Here is a 20,116-nt window from a genome sequence, read left to right on the forward strand (position 1 = left end):
GCCTCCACCGGGTCTCCTGACACCAGACCACTGAACCCGACCACGGACCCCCCCCACGTACCGAGAGCCCCGATCGACCCGTTGCACTCGGGGCGGCCAGGCCCCGCCCCGGAGAGCACCACCGGACGAAGCCGGTAGTGAGCGCGAGATGATCGTGGTTCGGCCGGCAACAACGGCTCCAGAACAGCCAGTCGACCTCGGTCAGGATTCCCCGTCGCACACGACAACAACCTCGGACCAAGATCCACTTTCGCGCGGGCCTCAGACGGCTGCCGACCGCTCGCGCAGCAGCAGTCCCGCGGTCACGGCGACCGCGGCCGCGGTCAGCCCGTGTACGCCGTACGCGGTCGCTGCCGGGCCTCCTTCGTTCAGCACGATCAGCATGTCGCTGGCCGGCACGACGGCCATTGCCGCCATCGCAAGCCCGAGCGCCTTGCGTTGGCCGGCCAGCAGCAGCGCGAGTATCACCAGTCCGAAGCCGGTGTCGCGCATGCCCTTGGCCGCCAGGATCCCCTCCCCCTGGTCCTGTGGCCAGGTCGGCAACCCGAAGCCTTCGGCCGACGCCTGCGGGGCGAGGAGGAAAAGGGCCCCGATGTAGAGGAGGAACAGGCCGCCGAGGACGGCGAGGATGGTGGCGAGGCGCTTCATGGTCATGGCGAATCTCCTGAGGGTGTCGTACGGCAGGGCCAAGGGCCAACTGCGCAGCAGGGACCGGCCCTTGGCGTTCGAGGGTTCCGGCGGGCAGGTGCCGGTGATCGCGGTCGGCGGCGCGCTCGGCGGCGGGCCGGTCAGGGGCAGATGATGTAGCGGCCGCGGAGGCCGCCCTCGGCGGTGGCCCGGTGGGCGTCGGCGGCCTGGTCCAGCGGGACGGCGGCGTGGACGCGGGTCGGGAGTTCGCCGGCGGCGGCGCGGGTGAGGAGGTCGGCGAGTCGGGTGCGGTCGGAGGCGGTGACCACGGAGTTGACCGAGATTCCGCGCTCGGCGGGGGGTTCGAGGCCGGGCCGCAGTCCGACGTAGGCGCCGCCGTCACGGACCAGCTTGAGGGCCTGGTCATTGAGTTGTGCGGGGTCGACGACTGCGTCCCATTCCGGCTCGGCGCGTGCGGTGAAGTCGGCGCCGAGGCCTCGGACGAACTCCTCGTCGCCGGCGCGGGCGAGCCCGGTCACCTGCCAGCCGCGCTCCTGAGCCAGTACGGCGACGTTCGCCCCGACCGCCCCAGCGGCGCCGGTCACCAGCAGCCGGCCGGCCCCGGCGGGCGCGTCGCCGAGCAGGTCGATGGCCCGCGCGGCGGCCAGCCCGTTGAGGGGGACCGTGGTCGCGGCCAGCAGGTCAAGACCGTCGGGGACCGGGGCGACGTCGGCCGCCGCGACCACGATCTGCTCGGCGTAGGTGCCGTAGTCGCGGTCGAAGCCGGCCACCAGGCCGGCCACCCGGGTGCCGACGGGTAGGTCGACGCCCGGCCCGGCCGCGTCCACGACGCCCGCGAACTCCCAGCCCAGGCCGGTGTGTTCGGGCTGCTGGACCAGCCCGATCGTGTGGAAGAAGCCCGCTGCGACGCCGAGGTCGGTGGGGTTGACGGTCGCCGCCGCAATGGCGACGCGGATCTGGCCGGGGCCGGGCTCGGCGACGGGAACGTCGATGATCTCGATCGAGTCGGGCCCGTTCGGGACGCGGACGACGGCGGTACGGAAAGTGGCAGCACTCATGGCTTTGTTCCCTTGCGGTGGGGTGATCGATTCCGAGTTCCATGCTGGTTTCGTTAACCTCCCTGGGAAAGAAGGCACTTGAAAGTGCGTAAGCCCCCGTCGGGTACGGAAGGAGCGATCGATGTCGACGCGGACGGCGGCCCAGCAGCGGGCCGATGAGAAGACCAGCTACAACGCGTTCATGGCGGGCTGCCCCAGCCGCCAGCTGCTGGAACGGATCTCCGACAAGTGGGTCGCGTTGATCCTCGCGGCGCTCGGCAGCGACGGCCCGCACCGTCCCGGGGTCGACCACGAAGACGGGCCCCGGCCGATGCGCTATTCCGAACTGTCCCGCCGGATCGCGGGCGCCAGCCAGAAGATGCTCACCCAGACCCTGCGCTCCCTCGAAGGCGACGGTCTGGTCACCCGGACCGTCACACCCACCGTGCCCGTCACCGTCACCTATGAACTGACCGACCTCGGTCTGTCCCTGAACCGCGTCATGGCCGGCCTCAAGGACTGGGCCGAAGCGCACATGAGCGACGTACTCGCCCACCGCGAGGAACACCACCGCGCGGCAGCAGAAGACTGAGCCTGCGGTGTGAACCTGTAGCCACACAACCGGGGCGTGGGACCAGGCCCCGGCCGCGGAGCCAGGCGAGATGGTCGGCGGAGAAGTACGCCTTGTCCGCACGGATCTTGACCGGTCGCCGTCGGCGTCGCCCGCGCCGCGAACGGATGGCAGGTATCGCCAGGATCAGCGGTTTGAACACCTGGCTGTCATGCGGGGTCGCGCCAGACACTGCGACCGCCGGCGGGATGCCGATGCCGATCAGCACCCACGACCAGCATGATGCCGCTGTGCCGAGGTTCAGTAGTCGTCCCCGGCGCAGCCGGATGACGTGGTGAGTGGGGTCGGTCAAAGCTGTCTGGTCGGCACAAGCGAGGCGAACAGCCTGCCGCACACCCTCATGCGGCAGCATTCATCTCACCGGCTACGGAGGGTGTGTGACAGGCCCGATGGCTCACTGGATCAGGTCGGTGTGCGGATGCTCGGGGGAGGTCGGGCAGACGTAGAGCTGCATGTTGTCGGTGCTGCCCACTTCGACCGCAGTCGGCTGCGAGGGGTCTTGGCCGGCGTAGTGGGCGGCGTAGGCGACGGCCTGGTCCTCGCACGGCGCCCAGCTGCGTCCCTCATCACCGTCCCATTCGAAGGAAGCGATGGTCAGCAGCGGGACCATCTGCACATCGCAGACAGTGCAGTATCGGCGATACGGGTCGGTGCGGCCCCACGGGGGCCAGCCGCCGACCTTCCAGCCGGGAGCGTCAGCCAGCTCGCAGTCATAGAAGTCCCGCGGATGGTCCCCGTAGGCGCTGTCCACGCCGACGCCGGCTGCCTGCCATCTGCTCCGGTCCTCCACCATCAGCCGCATCTCCGGGCTCAGATCGAGGCTGTCGGGGTACTCGGTGATCGCTTCTGGTGCCAGCACGCACGGCTCCGGCACATAGCCCGGATAGTTCGCCTCGTACGGTTCCGGCGGTGTGGCGAGGATGTCGACGACCGCGGCGGCGGACCGCCAGAACAGCGCGGTCGACGGCTTGTAATCCGGTTCGTGGTCGTAGGGGCACCAGAGAATCTGGAGCAGGTCGGTCTGGCCGGGCGGCCGCAACAGGGGTATGTCGCGCAGATACAACTGAGCCACGGGCAGCATGGGGACCGGGCAGTCCGCAGGCCACGGAGGGCTGGCGTCGAGTCGCTCCGCGAGCCTCGCGGCGCTCCGTTCCTTGAGCGCCTCCTCCTCGGGCATCAGCTCGAAGTCACCGGAATCTGGGTTCCACCGGGCCTGCCTGCGTCTCTCAAGCCGCACTATGGCCGGCGACTGGCGGAACCCACTGTCACGGTGCAGGTGCGAGCTTTCGCAGTGCGGCCACGGCTCCTCGGCCGGCCACAGCAACGGCCCCCCGACCGAGCTCTCCCTGACCGAAGGCGACCCCGGGCGGGGATGCAGCCGAATCGCAGGACGCGCCAAAGAAGCCAGCTCAGGAAGGACCGCGGTCACATCTGCAGGCCGCGGCGGAGTCGTACGTATAAGGACCATGCCGGTGATCCTGCCACCAGCCACCGACAGTCCCCTGGCCCCTCAATCGGCGTCGCTGGCGTCGGTGCTCAGCTGGTCAAGTCCGGTCAAGTCCAACGCACGGGGAGAGTCGCGTTCCGGCTTTGGACGTGAGGCGTACACCCGAGCAGTTCTCGTTTCCGAGCGCACCCGGGCACTGGTGAGGGCGGGGCCTCACCGGGTTGCCCCCGCCTCCAGAATGCCCTTCAGGGTCAGCTCGTCCCTGGGCATCTCCTTGCGTACGTGCGGGCGTACCACGAGGGGGACCAGCGCCTTGCCGATGCCGTGGCCCTCGAAGTCGAGGGCGAGCGTCAGACGTGAATGCTCGCCGTTGTCGATCGGCTCGATCGTGCCCTGGACATCGCCGCGCACCGGACCGTCGATGCCGTGGATGTGCCAACTCCTCGGCGGATCAAGGTCGATGACCTGCATGGTGGTGACCATCTCCCGACGCCCCATCCGCCGCGTCACGGCGACCTTCGAGCCGGCGGTGATGGGCGCGTCGCCCAGGAGGCGGACCGAGACGGCGCTCTCCTGCCAGTCGGGCAGGTGGGTCGGGTCGGTCACGTAGGAGAAGACCTCCTCGGGGCTGCGGGAAATGTCGATGGATTCCTTGATCGTAGACATTTTGCCCTCTTTATTGCCTTTTTCATGCCCGTTGTCACTTCATGCAAATAATCCCATGGCAGGCGGAGGGTCGCCATCGTCACGAAATGCGGCGACGCCGAGATGCGCGAGAGCGGGGATGATCCAGCTTTCAACCTGCTGAAATGCCAGAGAGTTACTGCCTGGTTACCCTACTGCGCGCACCCTTGTTCGGTTAGTTTCATGACGGCGTCGCCACACCGGGGGCACGGGGCCCCGCAGGGACTAGCGCGCCGTAGGGGACACACTCCTTGACCACGATCACGACCGACATGATCAAGGCTCGTCCGTACACACGTCACTGCCAGGTCATCCACGACGACGGCGCGCACGCCGTGATCGGCATCTCGCCCGGCAACAGCTACTTCACGCACCAACGGATCGCCGAACTGGCCGCCTGGGGGCTCCGCCAGTTCGAGCAAGTGGATCTGATCTGGACCGACCTGCACGTCGCCGACATGTACGAAGCCCTGGGCTATCCGGTCGACGACGCGCGCCGTAAGGCGGTCAAGCAGCTGCGCGGAGTGCGCGCCAAGGCGACCGCCGCCGTCACGAGCCTGGACCCGGACGGCAAGCGCCTGCGGGGCAGGCCCATGTCCGCGCTGCTCGACCTGCCCGCCTACCGGCGGCTTCGCGCCCACCTGGACGACCTGCTGGCCACCGACCGGGAGTTCCGCACTGTGTGCGACCAGTTGGTGGACGAGTTCCTCACCAGCAAGGTGCTGGGCGGCCGAGCGCCCACCGATCGGCAGCGCGATGTGTGCCGCGCGTACGTCATCGCCGAAGCTCCCTTGTTCCTGGACACTCCAGCGATCCTCGATGTCCCGTCCTCGCTCAACTGCTACCACCAGGCCCTGCCGATGGCCGACCTGCTGTACGCGCGGGGGCACGGCCTGCGGGCGTCCCGCAACCAGGGGCACGCCATCGTCACTCCCGCCGACGCCACCCAAGGGGCACTCGTATGACCACGGGCACCACACAACTGCTCGACTTCCCGTTCTCCCCGCGCGGTGACCAGCTCCCGCCCGAGATCGAAACCCTGTTGCACCGTGAGCCGATCAAGCGGGTCCGCACCATCGCCGGGGATACGGCCTGGCTGGTGTCGTCGTACGCCCTGTGCAGACAAGTGTTGGACGACGCCCGGTTCTCCCTCAAGGACACGTCCGCCGCGGGGGTGCCGCGCCAGTACGCGCTGACCATCCCGCCGGAGGTCGTCAACAACATGGGCAACATCACGGGGGCCGGGCTGCGCAAGGCCGTGATGAAAGCCCTGAACCCCAAGGCTCCTGGCCTGGGCGACTGGATGCGCGGCCACGCCGAACGGCTCGTCGACCAGCTCATGGCGGAGGGAGCGCCGGCCGATCTCCGCCGGGGGTTCACGGTGCCCTATTCGACGGGGCTGCACTGCCGCATCCTGGGCATCCCGCAGGCAGACGCCGGTCTGCTGTACCGGTCGCTGCACATCGCATTCATGAACAGCCCTCGGGAGATCCCCGGTGCCCAGATGAACTGGGACCGTGACATCGCCTACATGACCGACCGGCTGGACGACGCGGACGGCGGGCTGATGGGCGACCTGGCCGCGCTGCGCGGGACGCCGGACTACGCCGATGTCAGTGACGAGATGCTGGCCACGGTCGGAGTGACGATGTTCGGCGCCGGAGTCATCTCCGTCATGGGGTTCTTGACGATGGCGGTCGTGTCGCTGATCCAGCACCCCGAGCTGAAGGAGCACCTGGCCGCCGACCCGGGCCTCATCCCTGCCGCCGTGGACGAGCTGCTGCGCGTCAACCTCTCCATCGCCGACGGGCTGCCCCGCATCGCGACAGGGGACGTCCAGCTGGGCGACATCACGGTGCGCACGGGTGAGCTGGTCCTTGTCCTGGTCGAGGCCGCCAACCACGACCCGGACGAGTTCGCCGACCCGCACACCGTGCGCCTGGACCGGCCCAATGCGGGCGCGCATCTGTCGTTCGGCGGAGGGCAGCACTACTGCCCGGCGACCGCGCTGGGCAAGGCTCACGCCCAGACCGCGATCTCGGTTCTGCTGGACAGGATGCCCGCCCTGGACCTGGCCGTGCCGATCGAGCAACTGGTGTGGCGTACCGGGTTCATGAAGCGCATTCCCGAACGGCTGCCGATCACCTGGTGACCTTCACCGTGTGACAGCACACGGCAGCGCCATCGGCCTTCCTCCGTCTGGCCGGGGGCGCTGTCGTGTGCGTGCGCCAAGATCCCTGCCATGAGTGCCGGTTCACGGCGGCGTTCGCGACACCGATGGCCGACGAAACCCGTGTGAACCGCTCCGCTAACATGATCGAACTCACCAGGAGTGCCCTGATCGCCCGTACTTCACCAGAAAACCATGCTATCTAGCACGAAGAGTGAGCCAATTAACCACAACTAACAAATCGGCCAAACATTGATATCTATAGCATCGCGAATACTTTCGCGGAGAAACTGCAGAAAAGTGCTCGCCGCGTGGCGTCAGCCGCGGGCGATTCTCTGGACCACAGCGGCCGTTGTGGGCCTCGGATTCCTCATCGTGCTGGAGATCGCCGCGCGTCACTACGGCGTACCGGGGCCAATGGCCAACCAGGTGCGAGAGGTGATATTCGCACCCAAATCGGGGCCGTTGTTGTACGCCGGCATGGCGTTGATGATGGTGGTCCTCACCTGGCGCCAGCGGTTCATCGCGGTCGGTTTCGCGATCGGCATCGACCTCGTCTTCCTGCTGGTTCGCTGGGTGCTCGACGCCAAGATGATGTTCGGCAACGGTGCGTTGTGGGTGCTTCTGGCCTATGGGGTCATCGCCGTCACGCGCCGCACGGGATCGGAACGGGTTCTGCTGCTGAAGGGCGTCGGTCTCGGCCTGCTGCTGGTGGCCGGGCGCAAGACGGGCGACACCTGGCTCCTCATCACCTCCAAGACCCGCCCCCTGGTGCTCGACCAGTACCTGGCCAGCGCCGATCACGCGCTGGGCAATCCGTCGTGGGTGGCGGGCCGGATCGTCGAGGCCACCGGCTCGATCGGTGCCCATGTTCTCGACTACGTCTACATTCAGCTCGCGGTGGCCGCGGTCGTCGTCACGGTGTACCAGCTGCGCCATGTGGCGGCCGAGCGCCGCTTCCCGGGCCACCATCTGGTGCGTACGTTCCTGGTCATCGGCCTGCTCGGGCCGGCGATCTACATGATCTTCCCGGTGGTCGGGCCGATCTTCGCCTACGGCACCGGCGCCTTCGGTACGGGCAGCGAGCACTTGGCGGTGGCCAATCTGTGGCCGGACACGCCGCCGCCGATCGGTGATCCGCAACCGATGCCGTTCGACGAGCTCACCCCTCGCAATTGCATGCCCAGCCTGCACACCGCGTGGGCCACCGCGATCTTCATTCATTCCCGCAAGGGGCCACGCATTCTGCGCTACGCAGGCACGTTCTGGCTGATCGCCACCCTCGGCGCAACGCTGGGATTCGGCTATCACTACGGCGTGGATATCGTTGCCGGCGTGGTGTTCGCGTTCACGATCGACGCGGCGCTCCGCGCGCACGATCGCGGCTGGGACCGGCACGGAATCCAGCTGGTCGCCTACGGCGTAACGGTCTTCGCGCTGTTCCTGGTGTCGTATCGCTACCTGCCGGTGGAGATGTCCGAATATCCGTGGGTGTTTGGACCGCTTCTTGTTCTCGCGATGGCCTCTGTGGTCTACGGCTATATGCGGACCAGCAAGCTGTGGGAGCCGAAGGCGGCCGTACCAGCGCAGCGATCCGAATCGGAACCGCAACCCGAACTCGTGTGATTCAGGTTGCGGCAGGTGGTGGGCCGGACGATTGCCGGGTGGGGTCGGGAAGCTGAACATGTGCGGGCGAAGAAATTCCTGGCACTGGCTTCCCGCCCCTCCCCCGCATCCCGTTCGTCCGGTGGCTATCGGGACGCGAGGGCCTGCCGTGTGACGTTCCTGAGGAACAGCACCGGTGTCGCCGCCGGGGCCCCGGCGAACACTCCGAAGGCCAGCCGCATGCCGCCCAGCTCGGCCAGCAGGCCCACCAGGGCCGCGCCCAGCGGCATGGCGCCGAAGCTGAAGAGCCGGGCCGCCGCGCCGTAGCGGCCGAGCATCGCGTCGGGGACCATGCGCTGGGTGATGGTGCGGGCGTTGACCGTCCAGAGGGTGCCGCCCATACCGCCGAGGAAGGCACCCACCGCCACGGCCGCGATGTTGGTGGTGAGGGCGGGCAGCGCCACCATCGCGGTGGTCCCGACCAGGTCGGCGAACATCGCCCAGCGAGCGCCGAGCAGCCGGTTCACCCAGGTCACGGCCACCGTGCCGACCACACCGCCGATCCCCAGGGCGCTGAGGACGATGCCGTACTCGTGCGGCCCCAGCTCCATGGCCTGCTGTGCGTAGAGCGGCATGAGGGCGAGCCAGGCGCCCCAGACGGCGGCGAGTACGGCGACGACCAGCGAGAGCGTGCGCAGCACCGGGTCGCCCCAGAGGAAGCGCAGCCCCTCGGCGATACGGCTGTTGACCGAGACGGGAGCGGCGTCCGCGGCGGGCCGGGCCTGGAAGCGGCCCACCAGCAGGAGCAGGGCGAGGGCGGCGATCGCGTACGAGGCTCCGATCAGGCCCAGCGCGATGCCGGTCCCCGCGGCAAGGAGCAGCCCGCCGACGAAAGGCCCGGCGAACTCCTGCCCCACGGTCTCGGCTCCCACCATCCACGCGTTGGCGCGCTGTCGCCCCGCCGCCGGCACCGCGGCCGGGACCAGCGCGGATGCGGAGGTAGAGGCCAGCACGTCGGCGACACCGAGGATCACCCCGGCGCTGAAGAGCTGGACGAGCGTGATGCCGCCGGTCACGGCGGACACGGTCAGCCAGCCCATCGCCGCGAGCCGCATCCCGTTCGCGCCCCAGAGCAGCCGCCGCCGGTCGAAGCGGTCGACGAGCACGCCGATGTGCAGGGCGACGAGCAGCCAGGGCAGCGTGAGGGTCATCGATACGGCGGTGACCTGGGCGGGCGAGCCGGTGAGCTGGGCCGCGAGCAGGGGCAGGGCCATCTTCATCACGCCGTCGGCGAGGTTGGTCGCGGCGGTGAAGCCGACCAGGACTGCGGTGTTGCGTCGGCCAGTGTCTGTTGGAGTGCGGCCCTCCAGCGTCACACCACCGAGGCCGTTGCCGGTCTCCGTCCGCTCTGGCACTGCCGTGACCATGACCCTCCCCTAACCGTCTAACGCTTTAACCGGTTACGCCACTGTGGCGCACTCCCCTGCCATCACGCAACCGGTAAAACGCTTAGGCGGTAGAATGGCGGGAACCCGCAGGAGGTGACGCGCCATGCTGGAGCCGCCGGCCTCAGCCGTCCTGGTGGAGGCATTCGCCAACACCGTCGATGTCGAACAGGCGAGCGACGAGATCGCCACCCCGGCCGGGCTGTCCCAGTGGCTGACGGGCCACGGCCTGCTCGACGCGCATGGCGACGCCCCCGTCGACGTCTCTGGCGGCATCCCCGCCGACGTACACGCGAGCTATCTGGCCCTGCGCGCAGGCATCCGCGAGGAACTGGGCGGTCACGTCGGCGACACCCCCGACCCGGACCTGCTCGCCGCCGCGGACCAGGTGCTGGCCCAACACCCCGTGCGGGTCACGGCACGCGGCTCGCTGACCCCCATGGGCGAACTGCCCGCGGAGCGCAGGCCGCTGGCCGCGCTGGCGATCGCGTGGAGTGAGCTGGTGACGACCGGGGACGCCGCCCGGCTCAAGCGCTGCGCGGAGCACACCTGCGGCTGGGCGTTCTGGGACGTGTCGAAGAACCGCAGCCGCCGCTGGTGCTCGATGAAGGTGTGCGGCAACCGCAACAAGAGCCGGTCGTACGCGTCACGGCAGCGGCAGGCGACGTAGTGATCATTGCAGTCGCCGCCCGTTAATCTTTCGGCGTGCATACGTACGAAGAACTCACGTCAGCAGAGCGCCAGTTGTGGGACGCCTACCCCACCGGCGGTTCAGTGGACTTCCGTACGGGTGGTCCGGAGGATGACCCCGAGCACGGGGCTGGATGGGGCGACGCGCGGACGGTCAGGGCCAGTGTCGTGGGAGCCCTGCTCCTCGGAGGGAACCCGGGGCAGCCGGGGGACGTTCCGGCGCTACGGCTCGCGGGCGCCCGGATCAGCGGCACCCTCGATCTCAGCGAGGCCGAGATCGGGCACGGCATGTGGTTTGACGGGTGCTGGTTCGAGCAGGGCGTCAGGCTGTACGGAGCGGCCACCCGGACGATCGGGATCAAGGGCAGCAGGCTTCCGGGACTCGACCTGACCATGGCACGGGTGGAGGGTCGGGTCGCCTTTCGCCGCACGGTTCTCAGCGGCAGGCTCGGTCTTTTGAACGCGCGCCTGGCCGGTGAGCTGGTGCTCAGCGACTCGGTGATCTCACGCCCCGGCGAGTGGGCTGTCGTGGCCGGCGGACTCGTCATGGAAGGCGGACTGTTCTGCCGTGGAACCACCGTCCACGGCGGGATACGCCTTCTGGGTGCGCAGCTGGCCGGCGGCTTGCACATGGAGCGGGCACAGCTGCGCCATCCCGATGGCGTCGCGCTCCTCGCCGACCATGCGGTGGTGGGGAGCACCATGGCGTTGTCCGAGGGCTTCACAGCCGAAGGGACCGTCAGCCTGCGGGGCGCGCAGATAGCGGACCAACTGACCCTCGACGGCGCCTTTCTACGGGCCGGCGGCATGGCGCTGGACTGCGCCCGCATGCAGGCAGGAGTCTTCGTCTTCACCCCGGCGGAGCCCCCGTCGGGGCTGATGAACCTGCAGGACGCGCGGGCCACGACCGTCCATGACCGAGAGGATGTGTGGCCGGACACCGTACGCCTGCAGGGCTTCACCTACGGCTCTCTCCACGAGAACGGCGACCTCCAGGAGCGCTCCGTGGAGCGTCGCGTGGCGTGGATTCGGCGGCATCCGGGTTACGCCGCCCAGCCGTACGAGCAATTGGCCGCCTGGTACCGGCAGATCGGCCATGACGACGACGCCCGGCGCGTCCTGCTGGTCAAACAGCGCCACCGCAGGAAGACGCTGGGCCTGCCCGCCCGGCTGTGGGGACACCTCCTGGACGCCGCCGTCGGATACGGCTACCGCCCCTGGCTTGCGGGCGTGTGGATCGCGGCGCTCATCCTGCTCGGCACCACGGTCTTCGGTGCCCACTCACCCCGGCCGACCGAACCCGGCCAAGTGCCCCCGTTCAACGCCTTCGTCTACACCCTCGACCTCCTGATCCCCATCGGCGGTCTCGGCCAGCGCACGTCCTGGTACTGGCAGGGAGGATCACCTTCCTGGCTGGCCTACACCCTCATCGCCGCGGGATGGATCCTGACGACGGCGGTGCTCGCGGGGATCACGCGCACCCTGAACAGGAACTGATCTCCTCCCGGGCGAGCGAGAGGTCGGTATGAGCTCGGCGACGTACTCAGGGGGCTCCTCGGCTCCGTCTTCATCCTGGGCAACGCATCACAGGACCGGCGGCCCCTGCTCGATGCGGCGCAGCACCGGTGTGAGTTGGTGGAGGGCCTCGGTTGTCTGGAGCTGGCGCTCGTCCCACCAGGTGGCTCCCGCCTCGGCCAACGGGGCGAGCAGGTCGCGGGTCTTGGCGGTGTCGCCGCCCGGCGTGGCGCCTCCCAGGACGATCTCGAAGGGGGTGTCGGCGTGGTCCTCGCGCTGCTTGCGCACGTACGCAACCAGGTCGCGGACCTGCTCGATGGGCGGCACGTGGCCGTGCCTGGCATCGGTGAACAGCGGGACCGCGCCGTCCCAGCGGGCGGCCCGGCGCATCGGCGGGCGGTTCGGCCAGAAGCCCGCGACCCAGACCGGAGGCCGAGGGCGTTGCACCGTGGCGGGCAGCAAGGTCACGTCCCGTACCCGGTAGTGCCGTCCTTCGTGGTTCACCGGCTCGCCCGACCAGTAGCGCTGCAGCAGATCCAGGCCCTCGTCCAGTCGCTCGGCCAGCACCTTCGGGTCCGTGGCGTCACCGAAGCTCTCGTACTCGTCTTCGACGGGCCCGCCCAGACCCGTGGCGAAGGTGACCCGACCGCCGCTCACCGCGTCCAAGGTCGCCACCTGGCGGGCGAGTTGCTGCGGGCGCCGCCGGGCGACCGGAGTGACCAGCGTGCCCAGTCTGATCCGGGAGGTCGCCAACGCCGCGGCGGTCAGCAGCATCCAAGGGTCTCCGAAGGGCAGGCCCGCGTGCTTGCGATGCAGCACGTGGTCCCAGACGAACAGGCCGTCCCAGCCTGCTTGTTCCGCCGCCACGGCCACCTTCGCCACGGCCTTGGGGTCGGCGAAGTCACCAAAGTTGGGGATGTTGACCGAGAAGCGCATTCCCGCATCCTGCTGCACGGCATCGGGGGCGGCAACCGGTCGGCGCCCCGCCGAACCGCCACACCGCAGCGGCCCGTCCGGCATCAGACTCCCCCGCCCACCGGCCCGGTGAGACGCTGGGAGCGGGCTCCTCGGGCGGTTGGAGCAGGCGCGTGGCCCGTGGGCGGCTGGGTCGTTGGGCAGCGCGCGGAGAGAACGGGACGTCGGCAGAGGGACAGAGAGCCGTGGGGGACGCGGAAGAGCAGTGGCAGGACGGCCGGCTGGGCGGGCTGCTGCGTGAGGTGCGACGTCAGGCGTCGCGCGGGGCCGGGGCCGACGCGGGCAGGATTCTCGACTGGCTGCATCAGCAGACCGGCGTCGATGTCGCGGTGGTCGCGGGCGACGCGAGGACAGTGGAGTCGTCCACGGCAGGGTTTCCGCGGGAGGTGTTGGGTTCGCTCCCCGGGCTGCTCGGGCGCTTGTCCGGTGGGCAGTTGGCCGCGGCGGCGACCCAGGCCGAAGGGCTGCACGTGCGTTGTGAAGCCCTCGGGCCGTACGAGCCGCGTCCGGTCCTTGTGGTGGTCGGGCGCTCCGCGCCGAGTCCGGAGACCGTCGCGCTGACCTCGCACGCCGGCCAGGTGCTCGCCTTGCTGCGCCGCGCTGACGGCGTGGACCGGGCCCGGCGGGACTATCACGACAAGGCACGCCAGTTGCGGTTCGCCGTGCTGCACGGGCTGTTGACGGGAGGTCCCTTGCTGGCCCGGCGGATGACGACCGGTGCCGTTCCGCCGCTGCTGGACGCCGATCGGCTGCGCGTGCACCTGCTGCGCTGCCCGTCGGCCGACCGTGACCGGATCGCCCGGGCCCACCAGGATCCGTACGGCTACCAGGGGCAGGCTCTGATGGTGCACTGCCCCGTGTTCAAGGAGCACTTGATCTGCCTCATCGCCGATGACGGCACGCCTGGGGGATCCGGTGGCGTCGGCGGCTCCGGCGGGCCGACGCGCGGCCTTGGAGAGACGCTGCGTCTGCTCGTACGCGACGATCCGCGTTATGCGCTGGGGGTCAGCGGCGCGCAGCCCCTCGGCGCGACGGCCGAGGCCTACAGCCAGGCCGCCCATGCGCTGGCCGCCGCCCGTACCACTCCCGGCCGTGTGGCCCACTACCACGGCCAGACGCCGCTGGCGGGCATCCTTCCCGCTCAGCCCGCACTCGCCTGGGCCCGCGCACTGCTGCGCCCGCTGGACTCGGTCCCCAAGGCCAGTGCCGACATCACCCGCCTGGCCGTGAGCATGCCCCGGTCCGGTGTGGCCCGGCTGCTCGGCCTCAGCCGCAATACCGTCGCCGCGCATCTCCGACGCGCCGAACTCGCCCTGGGGCAGGACCTGTCCGACGTCCGCTCCCGCGCCGCCGTCCACTTGGCCATCGCTCTGGGCAGCTCATGCGCGGGCCCCGAACCCGATCAGCGTCAACTGCCGCCCGCCCTGCCCGACTTGCTGAGCAACGAGGCGGCCGCCGCCTGGGCCCAGACGATCCTGCGCCCCCTGCACGCCCGGCATCGCCGCACTCTTCAGGGGTGGATCGACGCCAACACGGACGCCCAACAGGCCGCTCGCCGCTTGGACATCAGCCGCAACACGGTACGGGCCCACCTGCGCACCGCAGAGGCCGCCCTCGGGCTCGATCTGCTGACCACCGGCACCGGCACCCACGACGTCGTCCACGCCCTGGACATCACCGCGGCACGGGCCCTGTGAGCATCGTGCACAACAAGCGCCCTTAGTTGAGCACCGTGCACATTGGCCGCAGGGCGCGGTGACTTCTAGCGTGGTCATGACCGCCCGTGCACCGGACACCGCCGGCCCCTGACCAGGACCGGCGGCCCCGCACTGAAGGGCCGCACCTGCCTCCCTCGGTGTTTCGGACCTGCCCGAACGGTGCCGGCCGCAAGGAACAGAGCGAGCCAGCGTATGCAGGACGACGCTGTAGCGGACTATCGGGGGATGCCGTGCTGCGCATGCACTTCACTGAAGGAGATCTGTCACGGACCAGGGTGGCCGACGGGCCTGACCCGTTGTGGGAAATCGTCCTGAGCATGCATCAACTCCAGGAGGGAGGAGCAAGGAACGCGCAGTCGGCCGTCGCCGCGGGACGGACACATCCCGATCGGCGGAAGGTGCTGAGCGTGCTGGCCCCGCTGATGCCGGCTCGCGGCTACTTTCCGGATTTCCTGACTCCCGCGGCGGCGTCGGGCGGCCTGGACAGCGGGATCGACGCCGTGCTGTCCACTCCGAAGCCGCGGCTGCGCGCCGAACTCTCCCTGCTGGCACAGGACAACGCCCTGCCCTCCTGGACACGTTCCCTCGCCGACGGCGACGTCGACGCCCTGCGCTGGTTGGGCCGCGCCCTGCACCAGTACCACTCGAGCGTCCTCGGCCCCAGATGGCGCGACGTCGCCACGCGCGTCGAGGCCGACCGGCGCCACCGCACCGGGGTGCAGTGCCGCGCCGGGACGGAGGCGATGCTGCGCACCTTCGGGCCCATGCTGCACTGGCAGCCTTCGGTGCTGACCGCCCACTACCCGGTCGACAGGGAGGTCCACCTGGGCGGGCGCGGACTGCTGCTCGTCCCGTCGTACTTCTGTCGCCGTACGCCGGTCGCCCTCCTGGACGACAGGCTGCTGCCCGTTCTGGTCTACCCGGCGCGCCCGCTCCTGCCGGACACCATCACGCCGGACTCCAGGCTGGCGCCCCTCCTCGGCCACACCCGCGCCGCGGTGCTGCAGACACTCCAAGAACCCCACACCACCACGGAGTTGGCGGAACACGCCGGAGTGTCGCTGTCGTCGGCGAGTGAGCACGCGGCGGTACTCCGCAGGGCCGGTCTTGTCGCCAGCGTGCGGGAGCGCCACCAAGTCCGGCACATACTCACGCAATTGGGCGCCGATCTGCTGAACGCCGGAGCGCCGACTTCCCTGGTCTAGAGCAATTCGGTTGCCCGGAGCACCTTGCGGCCGCGACACTGCGCCCACCATGACTAGTGCTCCCGGGGACATGTCCATCGCGCCAGGGGGCCTGTGGTCCCGCAACTTCTCGCTCTTCTTCGCCGCCCGCAGTGTCGCCAGGCTCGGCGACATGATGGCCCCGGTGGCGCTGGCCACCGGGCTGGTGCTGAGCGGATACGGGGCCGGGGTGGTGGGGGCCGTACTGGCCAGCATGACGGCCTGCTTCGCCGGATTCGTCATCTTCGGCGGGGTGATCGCCGACCGGGTGAACAACCGGGTGCTGATGATCGGGGCGGACCTCGTACGCGTCGTCGTACAAGCCGTCATGGCCGGGCTCTTCTTCACCGGCCACATCGTCGTCTGGCAGATCTGTCTGCTGTCCGCCGTCAACGGCATCTGCGCCGCGCTCTTCCAGCCCGGCCTGCCCACCCTCATCCCGCGGATCGCCGCGGACGTGCAGGGCGCGAACGGCGCCATCCGCACCATCGAGTCCCTGATGACCATGGCGGGTCCCGCGGTGGCCGGTGCGCTGGTGGGGCTCACCGAGCCGGGCGGGGTCTTCGTCGCGTACGCCTTCACGTATCTGGCCAGTGCCATCTGCCTGGCGCTGCTGCGACTGCCGGCACCGGCGGACCGGTCCGGGGCGGCGCAGTCTGTGGTGGCAAAGTCCGCGCTGCCGAAGTCCGTGGGGTCTAAGGAGAACTCCTTTCGGTCCGATCTGGTGCAGGGGTGGCAGGAGTTCAGGTCCCGTACCTGGCTCTGGGGCGTCATCGTGATCTGGATGGTCCTCATGATCGCGTCCTGGGGGCCGATGGTCCCCTTGATCGCGACCGAGGTCGTCTCCGAGTACGGTCCCAGCACGCTCGGCCTCGTCAACTCGGCCATGGGCGCCGGCATGGTGGCCGGTGCGCTCGTCGCCATGCGGGTGCGGCCGGTACGACCGCTGCGGGCCGGTTCCGCCGCGCTGCTGCTGTACTGGCTGCAGCCGGCGTCGGTGGCGCTCGGCCTTCCGGTGCCGCTGATCGCCGCGGGGCTCGCGGCCGCCGGCGCGGCCAATGCCTTCTGGGGCGTGATGTGGACGACCAGCATCCTGACCCAGGTGCCGAGCGAGGTGCGGAGCCGGGTGCATGCCTACGACGTGGCCGGATCGGTGGCGATGATGCCCGTGGGGCAGGCACTCGCCGGTCCCGCGTCGGAGATCTTCGGGGTGCGCGAGGTGCTGGGGTTCAACGCGGTGATGGCGATGGTGGTGGCGGTGGCGCTGCTGTCCGTGCCGGCGATCCGAAATCTACGCAGGGCAGAGGGTCGAGGCCCAACCGACTTCACCCCGGCGGCAGTTGAGGAATCCGCCGGCAGGGAAGCCTGATGAGGTTTGCCAGTGCCCGGTGGCTGAGCCCCGACGGAGCGATCCGCTAGGGCCGTACCGCCACCGCGTCCACCTCGAACAGCATGCCCGGCAGCGCGAGCGAGGCGACGCCACTCAGCGTCTGGGCCGGCAGCCGGTCGCCGAAGCGGGCGTGCAGCGCCTTGCCGAGGGCCTCCAGCTTGTCGAGGTCGTGGTCGACGATGAAGGTTCCGAGGCGGACCACATGCTCGTATCCGAGACCGACCCCCTCCAGTGCCAAACGCAGCCGGTCGAAGGCCAGGTCCACCTGAGCGGCGAAGTCTCCGGGTACGGGTGCGCCGGTGGAATCGGAGGCGTACTGGCCGCCGATGAAGACGAGTTCGCCGGGCGCCGAGGCGGCGTGGCTGTAGCCGAACGGGGTCGGGTCGTGGAGAGTCGCGGGGTTGGTGATGGTGCGCTGATCATTCGTCATGTCTCCTCGAACGTCCGCGCGAGCGTGCTCATTCCACAGCTCCCGACCCAAACGGCTGCTGCGGCATGACACAAGGCGAAAAGGATGAAGGACACGAGCCTTGTCCACTCATGAACCATGTGCAATTTTACATGTCACATGTGCTATGTGCCCATGCCGAGCAAGACCGTTCGCCACATCCCCCGCAGAAGGAGAAGTCGCGATGTCCTTACGGCGCTACGTCGTGCCCTTACTGATCAGTACCGCCCTGATAGCGGGGAGCGGCGCGCAGGCGCTGGCCGCGCCTCCCGCTCCGGAGCCCGCGGCTCCCGCTGCCGCTGCCGCTGCCCCTGCCCCACGCGGCAAACCGGTCTCAGGACCGACCAAGATCGTCGAGCAGGACAGACCCGGCAAGCAGCAGAGAGCCGAGCGGCTCGAGCCGCTCACACCCCCCGTCAAGACGGCCCCCAAGGCGCTGCGGACGACCAAAGCCGCGGCCGACTGCCGGGTCTCCGACTTCACCGGCAACACGGGCACGGCCCTGGTCAACGCGATCAAGGCCGCCTCGGTCGGCTGCGTCAACTCACTGTTCAGCGTGACCGGTTCCGACCAGTACCACGCCTTCCGTGAGGCGCAGATGGTCACCGTGGCGGGCGCGCTGCGGACGAACGCCGCGTCGTACAACGGGACCAACGCCACCGGCACGGAACAACTCGTCCTGTATCTGCGCGCCGGGTACTACGTCCACTACTACAACCCGGACACGGTCGGCCCGTACACGGGCACCCTGGCCACCGCGACCAGGCAAGCCCTTGACACCTTCTACGCCAACCCGGCCACCCGCACCGTGAGCGACGCGAACGGGAAGATCCTCGGGGAAGCCGTCACCCTCATCGACAGCGCCGAGGAGAACGCGCGCTACCTGTACGTCGTCAAGCGCCTGCTCGCCGCGTACGACAGCGCCCACAACGCGAACTGGTACATGCGCAACGCGGTCAACAACGTCTTCACGGTCCTGTTCCGCGGGGAATGGGCGGACGGCTACCCGGCCGCGGTACAGGCCGACCCGAGCATCGTGGACGCGGTCTACAACTTCGCCGCACAGCACCTGGACCTGCTCGGCACGGACTCCGCGTTCCTGGTGGCCAACGCCGGTGGGGAAACAGCCCGCTTCGTGCAGTACGCCGCCCTGCGGAGCAAGGTCCGCCCGCTGAGCAAGTGGCTCCTCGACAACAGCGCGATCACCGGCGCCCGCGCGAAGCTGTGGGTGCGCGTGGCCGTCGTGGCCAACAGCAAGGACGCGGCCAACTGTTCCGCCTACGGCACCTGCGACCTGGAGAAGCAGCTCAAGGCCGCGGTGCTGCCCCAGAACCACACCTGCAGCGCCGGAGTGCTGCACATCCTGGCCCAGAAGATGACCGACGACGAGTTCCAGGCGGCCTGTTCGAGCCTGCTCCGGCAGAACAGCTACTTCCACGGCGTCGTCCAGGACGGCGGGCGTCCGGTGGCCGACGACAACAACACCAACATGGAGGTGGTCGCCTTCAAGTCCAGGGACGACTACCAGACCTACGCCGGCGCGATCTACGGCATCGACACCAACAACGGCGGCATGTACCTCGAAGGCAACCCCTCTGCCGCAGGCAACCAGCCGCGGTTCATCGCCTACCAGTGGGACACGGACAACGGCTTCGCGGCCCGCATCTGGAACCTCAACCACGAGTACACCCACTACCTCGACGGCCGGTACGACATGTACGGCGACTTCAGCGCCGGACAGGCGTACCCGGCCGTCTGGTGGATCGAGGGCGCGGCCGAGTACGTGTCGTACTCCTACCGCAACCTCCGCTACGAGGCCGCGCTCAAAGAGGCCCCGAAGCACACGTACGCACTGAGCACCCTCTTCGACACCACCTACGCGAACTCCAACACGGACCGGACCTACCACTGGGGCTACCTGGCGGCGCGGTACATGCTGGAGAAGCACCCCGCCGACGTGACCAAGCTGCTCGGCTACTACCGGACGGGGAAATACGCCGACGCGTACAACTTCACCAAGTCGCTGAACTACGACAGCGCCTTCAATGCGTGGCTGGACACCCTCGCCGGCGGCGGCACGACCGAATGCACGGCGTCCGACACCCGGGCCCTGGGCCAGAACTGCGGGCGCAGCAATGTCTCCGCGACCACCGGCAACACCGCCCACTTCTACATCTGGATCCCCTCCGGCAAGACGTCCCTCACCATCAAGACATCCGGCGGCACAGGCAACGCCGACCTCTACTTCAACTCCAACACCTGGGCCACGCCGAGCGCCCACACCGCCCGGTCAACCGGCCCTGACAACACCGAGTCCCTCACGGTGAAGGGCCTGCGGCCGGGGACGTACCACTACATCAGCCTCCACGCCGCGACCTCGTTCACGGGGGCGACCGTCAGCACGAGCTACAATCCCAGTCTCTTATAAACAACAGACCCAGCCCACCACAAATCAACAGAAAAACACGGTGGTCGCCGTATCAAAAAAAA

General features: G+C 69.1%; 18 protein-coding genes. 11 read left to right on the top strand and 7 right to left on the bottom strand.

Annotated elements, in window-relative coordinates:
* Nucleotides 1–261: 261 nt before the first annotated feature.
* The gene (locus ACFWY6_RS30195; protein WP_384696904.1) at nucleotides 262–654 is read right to left on the bottom strand and encodes a DUF4267 domain-containing protein; all 393 of its coding nucleotides are present in this window, start codon (nucleotides 652–654) and stop codon (nucleotides 262–264) included.
* Here ACFWY6_RS30195 and ACFWY6_RS30200 point away from each other — a divergent pair.
* The gene (locus tag ACFWY6_RS30200) at nucleotides 653–802 is read left to right on the top strand and encodes a hypothetical protein (protein ID WP_384696907.1); all 150 of its coding nucleotides are present in this window, start codon (nucleotides 653–655) and stop codon (nucleotides 800–802) included. The genes ACFWY6_RS30195 and ACFWY6_RS30200 overlap by 2 nt on opposite strands.
* On the opposite strand, the gene ACFWY6_RS30205 is transcribed toward ACFWY6_RS30200, so the two are convergent.
* Complete coding sequence (locus ACFWY6_RS30205; protein ID WP_384696911.1) at nucleotides 789–1,706, bottom strand: alcohol dehydrogenase catalytic domain-containing protein; 918 nt, start codon at nucleotides 1,704–1,706, stop codon at nucleotides 789–791. The two genes, ACFWY6_RS30200 and ACFWY6_RS30205, sit on opposite strands and share 14 nt — an antisense overlap.
* A 121-nt stretch (nucleotides 1,707–1,827) precedes the next feature.
* Here ACFWY6_RS30205 and ACFWY6_RS30210 point away from each other — a divergent pair, with 121 nt between their 5' ends.
* Entirely contained in the window at nucleotides 1,828–2,277 is a 450-nt protein-coding gene (locus ACFWY6_RS30210) for a winged helix-turn-helix transcriptional regulator (protein WP_384696912.1), read from the top strand.
* A gap of 433 nt (nucleotides 2,278–2,710) precedes the next feature.
* Here ACFWY6_RS30210 and ACFWY6_RS30215 read toward each other — a convergent pair whose 3' ends face one another.
* Both ACFWY6_RS30215 and ACFWY6_RS30220 read right to left on the bottom strand, forming a co-directional pair.
* Complete coding sequence (locus tag ACFWY6_RS30215; RefSeq protein WP_384696915.1) at nucleotides 2,711–3,493, bottom strand: hypothetical protein; 783 nt, start codon at nucleotides 3,491–3,493, stop codon at nucleotides 2,711–2,713.
* A gap of 483 nt (nucleotides 3,494–3,976) precedes the next feature.
* Nucleotides 3,977–4,429 (bottom strand): SRPBCC family protein, encoded by a 453-nt coding sequence (locus tag ACFWY6_RS30220; protein WP_384696918.1) that lies wholly within the window; start codon nucleotides 4,427–4,429, stop codon nucleotides 3,977–3,979.
* A gap of 269 nt (nucleotides 4,430–4,698) precedes the next feature.
* Between ACFWY6_RS30220 and ACFWY6_RS30225 the strand changes: the two genes are divergently transcribed.
* The 3 genes from ACFWY6_RS30225 to ACFWY6_RS30235 all read left to right on the top strand — a co-directional run bounded on the left by ACFWY6_RS30225 (nucleotide 4,699) and on the right by ACFWY6_RS30235 (nucleotide 8,243).
* Nucleotides 4,699–5,412, top strand: a complete 714-nt coding sequence (locus ACFWY6_RS30225; RefSeq protein WP_384696920.1) for a tRNA-dependent cyclodipeptide synthase — start codon at nucleotides 4,699–4,701, stop codon at nucleotides 5,410–5,412.
* Nucleotides 5,409–6,599, top strand: a complete 1,191-nt coding sequence (locus ACFWY6_RS30230) for a cytochrome P450 (RefSeq protein ID WP_384696923.1) — start codon at nucleotides 5,409–5,411, stop codon at nucleotides 6,597–6,599. The genes ACFWY6_RS30225 and ACFWY6_RS30230 overlap by 4 nt, the downstream gene beginning before the upstream one ends.
* A gap of 318 nt (nucleotides 6,600–6,917) precedes the next feature.
* Entirely contained in the window at nucleotides 6,918–8,243 is a 1,326-nt protein-coding gene (locus tag ACFWY6_RS30235; RefSeq protein WP_384696925.1) for a phosphatase PAP2 family protein, read from the top strand.
* 125 nt (nucleotides 8,244–8,368) lie between these two features.
* Here ACFWY6_RS30235 and ACFWY6_RS30240 read toward each other — a convergent pair whose 3' ends face one another.
* A complete protein-coding gene (locus ACFWY6_RS30240) occupies nucleotides 8,369–9,649 on the bottom strand; it encodes an MFS transporter (protein ID WP_384696928.1) in 1,281 nt (426 codons plus the stop codon).
* Nucleotides 9,650–9,773: 124 nt separating this feature from the next.
* On the opposite strand from ACFWY6_RS30240, the gene ACFWY6_RS30245 reads away from it, so the two are divergent.
* Together ACFWY6_RS30245 and ACFWY6_RS30250 are read left to right on the top strand one after the other, a co-directional pair.
* Complete coding sequence (locus ACFWY6_RS30245) at nucleotides 9,774–10,337, top strand: CGNR zinc finger domain-containing protein (protein WP_384696931.1); 564 nt, start codon at nucleotides 9,774–9,776, stop codon at nucleotides 10,335–10,337.
* 35 nt (nucleotides 10,338–10,372) lie between these two features.
* Entirely contained in the window at nucleotides 10,373–11,854 is a 1,482-nt protein-coding gene (locus ACFWY6_RS30250) for an oxidoreductase (RefSeq protein ID WP_384696934.1), read from the top strand.
* Nucleotides 11,855–11,941: 87 nt separating this feature from the next.
* On the opposite strand, the gene ACFWY6_RS30255 is transcribed toward ACFWY6_RS30250, so the two are convergent.
* On the bottom strand, nucleotides 11,942–12,808 hold the full coding sequence (locus tag ACFWY6_RS30255; protein WP_384696936.1) for an LLM class flavin-dependent oxidoreductase: 867 nt from the start codon (nucleotides 12,806–12,808) through the stop codon (nucleotides 11,942–11,944).
* A gap of 224 nt (nucleotides 12,809–13,032) precedes the next feature.
* On the opposite strand from ACFWY6_RS30255, the gene ACFWY6_RS30260 reads away from it, so the two are divergent.
* The 3 genes from ACFWY6_RS30260 to ACFWY6_RS30270 all read left to right on the top strand — a co-directional run bounded on the left by ACFWY6_RS30260 (nucleotide 13,033) and on the right by ACFWY6_RS30270 (nucleotide 17,157).
* Nucleotides 13,033–14,544: a helix-turn-helix domain-containing protein gene (locus tag ACFWY6_RS30260; protein ID WP_384696939.1), complete on the top strand. Its 1,512-nt coding sequence runs from the start codon at nucleotides 13,033–13,035 to the stop codon at nucleotides 14,542–14,544.
* 338 nt (nucleotides 14,545–14,882) lie between these two features.
* Complete coding sequence (locus ACFWY6_RS30265; protein ID WP_384696942.1) at nucleotides 14,883–15,770, top strand: helix-turn-helix domain-containing protein; 888 nt, start codon at nucleotides 14,883–14,885, stop codon at nucleotides 15,768–15,770.
* A gap of 49 nt (nucleotides 15,771–15,819) precedes the next feature.
* Nucleotides 15,820–17,157, top strand: coding sequence for an MFS transporter (locus tag ACFWY6_RS30270; RefSeq protein ID WP_384696945.1), 1,338 nt, complete (start codon nucleotides 15,820–15,822; stop codon nucleotides 17,155–17,157).
* Between the two features lie 46 nt (nucleotides 17,158–17,203).
* Here ACFWY6_RS30270 and ACFWY6_RS30275 read toward each other — a convergent pair whose 3' ends face one another.
* Complete coding sequence (locus tag ACFWY6_RS30275; protein ID WP_384696948.1) at nucleotides 17,204–17,608, bottom strand: RidA family protein; 405 nt, start codon at nucleotides 17,606–17,608, stop codon at nucleotides 17,204–17,206.
* 202 nt (nucleotides 17,609–17,810) lie between these two features.
* Between ACFWY6_RS30275 and ACFWY6_RS30280 the strand changes: the two genes are divergently transcribed.
* On the top strand, nucleotides 17,811–20,054 hold the full coding sequence (locus ACFWY6_RS30280) for a M9 family metallopeptidase (RefSeq protein ID WP_384696950.1): 2,244 nt from the start codon (nucleotides 17,811–17,813) through the stop codon (nucleotides 20,052–20,054).
* Nucleotides 20,055–20,116: the final 62 nt, after the last annotated feature.

Origin of the sequence: Streptomyces sp. NPDC059037, from assembly GCF_042740015.1 — a bacterium.
In the GTDB taxonomy this organism is placed as follows: domain Bacteria; phylum Actinomycetota; class Actinomycetes; order Streptomycetales; family Streptomycetaceae; genus Streptomyces.